General features: G+C 68.8%; 7 protein-coding genes. 4 read left to right on the top strand and 3 right to left on the bottom strand.

Annotation, left to right across the window (positions count from 1 at the left end):
• A partial coding sequence (locus VFX99_RS10135) for an LPXTG cell wall anchor domain-containing protein (RefSeq protein ID WP_329666174.1) occupies positions 1-379 on the top strand: 379 nt, incomplete at its 5' end.
• Between the two features lie 43 nt (positions 380-422).
• Entirely contained in the window at positions 423-1,238 is an 816-nt protein-coding gene (locus VFX99_RS10130) for a response regulator transcription factor (RefSeq protein WP_329666173.1), read from the top strand.
• A gap of 140 nt (positions 1,239-1,378) precedes the next feature.
• Here VFX99_RS10130 and VFX99_RS10125 read toward each other — a convergent pair whose 3' ends face one another.
• Both VFX99_RS10125 and VFX99_RS10120 read right to left on the bottom strand, forming a co-directional pair.
• Entirely contained in the window at positions 1,379-2,926 is a 1,548-nt protein-coding gene (locus VFX99_RS10125) for a chitinase (protein ID WP_329666172.1), read from the bottom strand.
• Positions 2,923-5,205 carry a glycosyltransferase family 2 protein gene (locus VFX99_RS10120; protein WP_329666171.1) on the bottom strand — a complete coding sequence of 761 codons (2,283 nt, stop codon included), beginning with the start codon at positions 5,203-5,205 and terminating at the stop codon, positions 2,923-2,925. Before VFX99_RS10120 ends, VFX99_RS10125 begins: the two co-directional genes overlap by 4 nt.
• A gap of 212 nt (positions 5,206-5,417) precedes the next feature.
• Here VFX99_RS10120 and VFX99_RS10115 point away from each other — a divergent pair, with 212 nt between their 5' ends.
• Both VFX99_RS10115 and VFX99_RS10110 read left to right on the top strand, forming a co-directional pair.
• Positions 5,418-7,076: a HAMP domain-containing sensor histidine kinase gene (locus VFX99_RS10115; RefSeq protein WP_329666170.1), complete on the top strand. Its 1,659-nt coding sequence runs from the start codon at positions 5,418-5,420 to the stop codon at positions 7,074-7,076.
• Positions 7,073-8,233, top strand: coding sequence for a hypothetical protein (locus VFX99_RS10110; protein ID WP_329666169.1), 1,161 nt, complete (start codon positions 7,073-7,075; stop codon positions 8,231-8,233). Before VFX99_RS10115 ends, VFX99_RS10110 begins: the two co-directional genes overlap by 4 nt.
• A 75-nt stretch (positions 8,234-8,308) precedes the next feature.
• On the opposite strand, the gene VFX99_RS10105 is transcribed toward VFX99_RS10110, so the two are convergent.
• Entirely contained in the window at positions 8,309-9,001 is a 693-nt protein-coding gene (locus VFX99_RS10105; RefSeq protein ID WP_329666168.1) for an endonuclease/exonuclease/phosphatase family protein, read from the bottom strand.
• Positions 9,002-9,219 lie beyond the last annotated feature (218 nt).

The raw sequence follows: 9,219 nt of genomic DNA, 5'->3' as shown, positions 1-9,219 counted from the left end.
GACCTTCAGCGCGAACGAGCGGGTCACGATCACGCTTTCGGGAGAGAACGGCGCAGAGGGACGCATCGGCGCCATCCTCTTCGCCGTCACGACCGCGAGCGGCTTCGCGACCTCGACCGAGTCGGGCGCGCTGCCCGCCGTGCGCATCACGCTTCCGTCCAACGCCTCCGGCATCTACAACGTCGCCGCAGTCTCGGCGACCTCCGCCGGAGGAACGGCAGCTGTCTCCCTGACCTCGGCTGACGGCAGCGCCCTGCCCGCTACCGGCCTGGACACCGCAGCGACGCTCGGCCTGTGGATCGGCGGCGGCGCTCTCGTGCTCGCCGGCGCCGCGTTCGTCGCGATCGCGACGATCCGTCGATCACGCAGCGACCGCTGAGCCGATTGTCAGTTCTTCCCCTGTAAACGCGAGGCAGACAAGCATGACCGACACGGAGCGCCAGCAGATCGCCGTCGTCGTCGAAGACGATCCCGAGATCCGCGAGCTGATCGTCGAGGTCTTCGAATCAGCCGGCCTGCGCACTGTCGCCGTGGACAACGGCATAGATGGCGTCGAGGCCGTGAAGACTCACGACCCGTCGGTCACGACGCTCGATATCAACATGGACGGCATCGACGGGCTCGAGACCGCGCGCCGAATCCGCAGCGTCAGCCCGACGTTCATCATCATGCTCTCGGGCCTCGGCGACGAGACCGACATCGTGCTGGGCCTGAACGCCGGCGCCGACGAATACGTCGTGAAGCCGTTCCGGCCGCGCGAGCTGCGGGCCCGCATCGAGGCGGCTCTGCGTCGGCCGCGGTTCGGGAATGGCAGTCTGCACTCTTCAGCGCCGGTTGCATCGGACGAGCCGCAGGGGACTTCGGGTGAGGCGTCTCACGCGTCCGCGCCGACGGCGCTCCTGGCGGGCAACCCCGATGTGTGGCTCACCCACCGCGACCTGCGGCTCAACGCCGCCACGCGAACAGTCCTCATCGCCAACGACGAGCTCGACCTCACGCGCACCGAGTTCGATCTGCTCGCCACGCTGATCGAGTCGAAGCGGCGCGTGCGCAGCAAGTCCGACCTGACCCTCGTGCTGCGGGGCGAGGCGGCCGCGACGTCGTACTACGTCGGCGAGGCCGACAAGCGGGCGGTGGAAGCCCATATGGCCAACCTCCGTCGCAAGATCGGCGACAACGCCAACGATCCGCGCTACATCGAGACGGTGCGTGGAGTCGGGTACCGCTTGACCCCGTGATCGGTTCCCCAGATCCGATCACGAGGCCCGCGGCTTCGGGTACCGGCTGATTCCGTGATCGGTCCCAGATCCGATCATGAGGTCGGCGGCTTCGGGTACCGCCTGCCACTGATCGGGTCTCCCCCAGTCCGATCACGGAATCACCCGGCGTCTATGAGCTCCCAGGGGGAGCGGTCGTGGTCGGTGACACCGAGCGACGGGTCTTCGCCCTGCGTCCACCATTTGGCGACGTACGGCGTGCCCTTGTAGAGCACCTTGTCGCCCGCCACGTAGGTCTGCGCACCCGACCAGTCCGGGTAGGTGCCCGGAGCCGCCGTCGGCAGGGTGAACGGTTCGTCGACGGCCAGCACCGGGCCGACGAGCGTCCACGCGGTGGCGGTGCCGTCCAGCGTCGGGTCATCGGGCTCGGCTCCGCCGCGGGTCCACCACTTCGCCGCGTAAACGTTGCTATGCCACACGACCCGCACCCCCGTCGAGTAGGCGAGATCCTCCGACCAGACCGGATACGGGCTCGTCTCCGGGTCGTCCTCGACGATCGCGACCGGACGCTCGGTCGCGGCGGGGGTTGCGGACGCCCGTCCGTCGAAACCGGACGACAGCATGGCGGCGAACGTCTGCCCGCCCTGGTCGATGCCGCTGCACGAGTCGGACACGATCTGGGTGTTCGGATAGTTCGCCCCGCACGTCCGGTCGCGGTTCAGCGACCACATCGACAGGCGATCGAGCGACTTGTCCACCGCGAAGGCGTTGAGCTCCTCGGCATCCTTCAGCGTGAAGATCTCGCCCGCGACGTCGTTCTGGCCGATCATCGGCGTCGCTCCGAGCACCGACCACGCACCGCCACGCGGCAGCGCGATGTCGTGCTCGTCGTAGAGCTCGGTGAGCTGGGCGTGGGTGGCGTTCAGGGCCGAGATGGAGGCATCCGCCATCGACGCGCCCTCGAGGTCGATGCCGTAGTCCATCGTCATGACGTTGACGCCGCCGAGGTCGACGCCGGCCGACAGCATCTGCGCGACGGCGGCCACGCCCGCCTCGGTGAGGCCGTGGGTGGCCACGGGCAGCGTCAGCCACACGCTCAGCTCGTCGCCGTTCGCGCGACGGTCCGCCTGCAGCTGGGCGACGGCGCGCGCACGCCGTTCGCCCGCGACCGTGTCGGCGAGGTTCTCCCCCTCGATGTCCAGGTCGATCATCTCGATGTCGTAGCGGTCGATGACCGCCTCGTACGCGTCGGCGAGGTCGTCGACGGTGGCGCAGGCGCCGGCGAGCTCGGTGTTCAGGGCGCCGCCGAACGAGACCGCCACCTCGGCATCCTTCTGACGCATCCGCGCCACGCGGCGGTCGAGATCCAGCTCGGTGCCCGCCTCGTCGAGACCGTAGTAGGTCCCCCACGACGGCACGCACGAGTCCTCGGCCTCGGCGACGATGAACGCCAGCACCACGTTGGCCGGCGCGTCCGTCGACGTCGGCATCTCCGACACCGGCGCGGCCGTCACGTCGAAGTAGCCGCCGAACCAGCGCGGGCCGGACTTCACGGCTGCCGACTCGGCGCTGGCCTGGCTGTTGAGCACGAGCGGCACGGCGACGGCTGCGCCGACGATCGCGAGCACCGTGAGCACGGCCGCGCTGACGCGCCATGCCGACAGACGCTTGCCCGCGTGCCGACCCGTTGATGCCCCTGAGCGGCTCATGCGCGCGATCCCGTCTTCTGCAGTGCCTTGGTGGTCTTGGTACCCGGAGCCGCGTGGCCCTCGTGCAGCGCGGTGCGCCAGTCCAGTGCCGCGTCGTCCGTGTCGCTCGAGTCGGCGACCGTGCGGTTCGCGTCGACCCACATCCAGTCGGTGAGGCCGATCCAGACATCCACGATCGAATTGCGGATGCCGATGTACGCGAGGATCGCCCACGACGCGAGGATCGCGTTGATCGTGGAGAAGGCCAGCGTGCCCCACGCACCCTCCTGGAAGCTGCGCCAGGCGACGAACACGGAGAACCCGACGATCACGTACGGCGCAACGACGTACAGCAGCTGCGTGGCCGTACGCTCCTTCACCTTCGGAGTCCGCGCGAACGGGATCTTCATGCCGGTCAGACCCTGCTGGACCGACTTGAAGACGCCGGCGAGGTTCACCGGCAGCATGATCAGGTTGAAGCCGTAGATGCGCAGGACGTCGGTGCGCTTGTAGCCGGTGTAGTGCAGATCGCTGGCCATCGCCAGGAAGTAGGGCAGCGCACCCACGAGCACCAGTGGGCTGACGAGCCGGCTGTCGTACGGGTAGGCGAGCAGGAACAGCAGGCCGAAGCTGGCCCACGCGATCGAGGCCATGTAGTTGACGCGCAGCATCACCTCGCCCATGCCCAGCGGCTTGAGCATCTGGCGGCGCTCGCGCATCTGCTTCCACAGCTTCGGGAGGATGAGCAGCCCGCCGTTCGCCCAGCGGCGGCGCTGCACGACCAGCGACCCGAAGTCGGGCGGCGTCGCGCTGTAGCTGAGGCGCTCGGGGTAGTTGATGAGGATCCAGCCGTGCTCGCCGAGATCGACACTGGACTCGGTGTCTTCGATGACGGTGCGGTCCTGCACATAGCGTCGCACCTCGAACCCGTCGACCATCTCGATCTCGAGGATGTCGTCGAGTGCCTCCATGCGGATGACGGCGTTCGCGCCGACCCAGAACGTCGCGTTGTGAGCGGTCATGCCCTGGTGCAGGATGTGCTGCACGTCGGTCGTCGCCCCCGCGAGGCGCTCGATTCGGGTCGGCGCCTCGCGGAAGGACGAGTAGGGCGTCTGTGTGACGGCGACGCGGGCGTTCTGCGGCTGCTCGAGGAAGTGCACGAGGCGCAGGCAGTAGTCGCGCAGCAGCACCGAGTCGGCATCGAGGGTGAGCACGAACTCGGAGTACGGCACATCGAGGTCGATCAGTTCCGAGCTGGTGGCGGGGCGGAGCAGCATCCCGTCGGGGGTCTCCTGCTGCGTGAACCGCCCCCCGAGCAGGCCGATGTACGAGTTCAGGTTCATCGCCTTGTTGGCCTCGTGCGACAGCGACACGTAGCGCTTGCGCTCGAATGACGCGACCTCGGCGCTGAAGATCCAGACCAGTCGTCGGAACAGTTCGTGGATGCGCTGGGCGGGGATCATCTCGGATGCCGCGATCGCGGCGGCCACCGCGAACGCGGTCGTCTCGAGGTCGTCCGCGAGCCCCAGAAGCACCTCTTCGACGAAGAAATCGTCGACGTGGTCTTCGCGCGGCTGCGCGGCGGCCTTGTCGCGCAGCCACTGGACGGCCCACTCGTACTCCTCGAGCAGGTGCACCATCGACTGCTCGGTGAGGCCGCCGGCCACGAGCGACTCGTGCTCGCAGGCGATCAGCGCGTAGCTGAATCGCATGGCCGGCACGTGCAGGTCTTCCATGATGTCGTCGGCGATCGCGCGCGTCTCGTTCAGGCGTTCGAGGTCGGCGGGGTCGCTCGGCTTCGGGTTGTCGTCGATGAGGAGGACGACGCGCAGCGACGGGTACTCCTGCAGGGCCGCCGACCACAGGGTCTTGCGCACGACGGCCGGCTCTTCGGCGTAGGAGGGGACGAGCACGGTCAGCGTCTCGTGCGGGCTGGAGAAGTGGCGGTCGAGCTCGGCGCGCGGCGCCCGGCGGTGCGCGCGGAACCGCTGGTAGGCGCCCTGGCGGGCGACGAGGTACATCAGCGCCGAGAAGGTCAGCAGCGTGACGACCAGGAGATAGGACACCGCCTCGATGACCCGCCACGTCGTGTCGAACGCGCCGGCCATCAGGAGCGTCACGACCACGGTGAGCACGTAGAGCGCCCACACTGCGACCGTCACCCAGATCGCCACGCGGCCCCAGATCAGCTTCGCATTGGACGGCCGGTCGTGCACTGCGGGGAGCGGGGCCTGGGAGCGCTCGGTCCCCCACTGGCGCCTGCGCCGCTGTGCCGGCGCGCTGCGCTCGGCTGTCTGCACCTCGACCATGCTGATCGGACTCACTCCCCTGGCTGAAGCTGACCGGCAGTCTGTGCTCTGCCGCTGATCCCGACATTAGGGGCGCGAGGAGCGGCATCCGATCGGTTCGCGGTGATCTTCACGCGATCTCCGGGATCTTCACGAACCCGGGTGCGAACTTCAGGGAACGTTGCGCTTGGGCCGGCACGGCGGCCCGCCGATAGACTCCGGATATGGCCATCGGGGGCAGATGGGAAGCGCTCCCGGCAGGTGCGCCGGACAGTCGCACGCGCTCGATCTGGCTGACTCAGCTGATCCTCGCCGCGAGCGTCGTGGTGATGGGCGTGCTGGTCCTGGCGATGCAGCCCCAGCTGTACGGCATGTGGAATTTCGCCGCCGGGACGACCGCGATCATCGCCCTCACCGTCGCGACGCTCATCACTCCGTGGGCGCTGTTGCCCAAAGCCGCTGTGCTGATCATCCCGTTCCTGGACGCGATCGCGATCGGACTGCTCTCGAGCGGAACGGAGCTGGGCCTCGGCTATCTGTGGGTGTTCCCGGTGATCTGGGTCTCGATGAACTTCCGCGCGGACGCCATCGCCGCGATGCTCGGCGTCATCGCCGTGATCCTGCTGATCCAGGCGATGGCACCCACCGGCAACGGCCTCACGCTGAGGATCTTCATCGTCCTGCTGTCACTCGCCTTCCTCGGCGTCACCACGCACCTCGCGATGCGACAGACCCGCTCGCTCCGACGTCTTCTGGTGCGCCAAGCCGGACGCCTCACCGCCACCGCCGACCGACGCAGAGGGGAGGAGCGCAACATCCGCGAGATCCTCAACGGAGTCGACACCGGCGTCGTGCGGATCTCCGCGTCGGGCGCGGTGCTCGCCGTGAACGAGTCCTACTCCCGCCTGTACGCACTCGACCCCCTCGACCCGAGCCTGCCGGCCAGATCGGTCGAGTACACCGGACTTCGCGAGATGCCGATTCCGGCGATGGACCGGCCCTTCACCCGAGCGGCCCGCGGCGAGAGCTTGACGGATGTGCGCGTCTGGCTGTTCACCCCGAACGGCGAGTGGCACGCGCTGTCCATCAGCACCAAGCGGGTGCCCGCGTCCGGCCGCGAGGAGGCGAGCCAGCTCCTCGTCGTGAACGACATCACGGCGATCACCTACGCCGAGCGGGAGCGCGCGCGGCTGGCGGAGATCGCGTCGCATGAGCTGAAGCATCCGCTCACCGTGCTGATCGGCAACGCCGAGCTCTCGCTCGAGATCGACGAGCTGACCCCCAAGACCCGCAAGCGCATCGAGACCATGCTCGGGGCGAGCAATCGGCTGGCCGAGATGGCCACGAGCATGCTCACCTCGTCGCGCACCACGACGACCGGCACCGAGGCACGCGCCGAGATCGACCTGCGCGAGATCGTGGACGACTCGGTCGCATCGTTCGGTCCGACCGCTCGCGCCCACAATGTGACGATCCGCGCGGTCGTCCAGGAGCCGCTGCCCATCTTCGGTGACGCGTTCCGGCTGCGCCAGGTCGTCGACAACCTCCTGAGCAACGCGATCAAATACACGCCCTCCGGCGGCGAGGTGCGCATTCACGCGCGGGTGGACGACGGCACGGTGTCACTCATCGTGTCCGACACCGGCATCGGTGTCTCCGCGGAGGAGCTGCCGAAGCTGCTGGATCCCTACTTCCGCACCCAGGCCGCCCAGGAGAAGGCGAGCGGGACGGGTCTCGGACTCGCCATCACGAACGAGATCGTCGCGGCGCACGACGGCAGTCTGTCGTTCGAGAGCGAGGAGGGAGCCGGCACGACGGTCACGATGCGGCTGCCGAGCGCGGCGCTGGTCGCCTCCGGTGGCGGAGCGGGAGGAACGGGGTGATCGCGGGGACGGACTGGGGAGTCGGGCTCGCCCAGGCGGCGATCGCCACCCTCGCCACGCTGCTGACGGTCGGCGTCGCCTTCTTGAGCAGGCCGAGCAAGGCGACCCTCTACTGGTCGTGCGCCTTCACCCTGGCCATGGTCGCGACGGTCGGCGTCACCGCCGCCTCGGTCAACGACTCGGAGATGATCCGCCGGATCTGTCTCGGTGCCCTGATCGGGGGGCCCGCGCTGCTGTGGTCCGGCTTCCGGGCGTACTGGGGTGTGCGCCCGTTCGTGTGGATCGCGCCGCTCGCCGCCGTGTCGGCTGCGGTCGCACTGGTTCTGGCCGGCGACGTGGCCGGGTTCACCGCGGTGTACCGGATCGTCTATCTGGTCGCGGCCGGCTTCGCGGTCCTGTTCTTCTTCGACTGGCTGCGATTCGCGGATCGCCGGGATCGGCTGCTCCTGCCCTTCGCGCTCATCTCGGCCCTCTTCGGCGCCGCCGGCGTCGCGAGCGCGATCCGGGGCCTGCTCGCACCGCCGACGGGTGGAGATGACCTCGTCCTGCTGCGCGCAGGTGCGTCGGTGGGACTGCTCGCGTACGTCACGTGCGCGCTGATCGCGGTGCTGGGTCTGTCGGTCCGCGACAGCACCCTGCGCCGCGCGGCATCCGCGCCCGCGGCGTGGACTTCCTTCCAGGAGAGCGCCGGCGACCGGCTGTCGGCCGCGCAGGCCGCCGGCGAGCAGCTGTCGATGATCTACCTGCGGGTGGACGATGCGACCGAGATCCGGCAGGCTGCGGGCGCTCCCGCCTTCTCCGACCTCGCCGAGCGCGTCACCCTGCTCGCGCGATCCGTCTTTCCGGCCGACTCGGAGGTGTGCCCCGACGCGGGAGGCACGTTCGTGCTGGTGTCGCGGCCGGACGTCGTCGTTCGGGGGCTCCTGAGCTCGTGCCTCGAGCAGATCGCCCGGTTGGACGTGCCCGGCAGGCTGCCGATCCACCCGTCGGCCAGCGCGGGCTGGGCGACGGCGTCGACCCTGGGCTACGACCTCAGCGCTCTGATCCTGATGAGCCGCGAGGCGGCGATCCTCGCAGGTCAGAACGGCGGCGACCGGTGGGAGCGGATGAGCGCGGCGGTCGTGCGCCGGCTGCTGACGGGTGAGCCTGCGGGCTGAGGGCCGGCGGCTTGGTGCTGCGGCTGGTGCGCGTCAAGCCGGCTTGGCTGCTGCGGCTGGTGCGGTTGCTGCGCGTCAGGCGGCCTTGGCCGCCGAGCGGTCCTGCGCCGTGGCCGTCACGAGGATCGGCAGGTGGTCGCTGAGGCCCTGCGGTAGCGTGCGCACCCGGTCGATCGTGAAGCCGACCGAGGTCGCGAAGTCGTAGTGGCCGCGGAAGAAGCGGTACCGCGTGTACGTCCGCGAATCGCTGAGGTTGAGCTCGTAGCCGTGCTCGCGCACCTTCTGGCCGAGGTTCTCCTTGAAGACCGGGTAGTTGTAGTCGCCGACCATGAGCTCGGGCAACCCGGTGCCCAGCTGCTGCAGCTCGGTGAGCGCCGTGCGGATCTGATGACGCCGCAGCGAGTTGAGCGCCGTGAGCGGAGCCGCATGGAACGACGCCACGATCACATCGCGGTTCTCGTCGATGTCGTGCAGTCGCACGCCCAGCATCCGCTCTTCGGCGGGCTTGAGAACGCGGTCGTGCATGGATTTCTTGAGCGCCATCGAGCGCACGTCGACGAGGTTGTACGTGTTCTCGCGGTAGTAAACGGCCAGGCCCAGGCGATTGCGCGACGTGGCCTCGGCGAGCTTCAATCCGCCGATGGATGCCGGCATGTCTGCCGTGTCGCATTCCTGCAGGCACATCACATCGGCGCCGTATCGCTGGGCGAGGGCGGTGAGCTCACCTGCGGCGCGGTGCTTGCGCAGGTTGTACGAGATGACCTTCATGGCACCCCCCAGCCTAGAACTGCGCGGTTTCGCGGGGGGGCCTCTGGACAATCACTCGGCAATGTCATAGGAGCAGGCGGGTTCCGGGGTCGGTTCGTCGTGCGGGCGGAGCGAGGCGAAACCGGTCGTTGAGCGAGCGAAGCGAGACGAAACGCCCGATGGTTCACGCGACCGATCGTTGAGCGAGCGAAGCGAGACGAAACGCCCGATGGTTCACG

Origin of the sequence: Microbacterium sp. (genome assembly GCF_036277215.1) — a bacterium.
Taxonomy (GTDB): domain Bacteria; phylum Actinomycetota; class Actinomycetes; order Actinomycetales; family Microbacteriaceae; genus Microbacterium.
The sequence above is the reverse complement of the archived record's forward strand: the minus strand, read 5'-3'. Positions and strand labels throughout refer to the sequence as shown.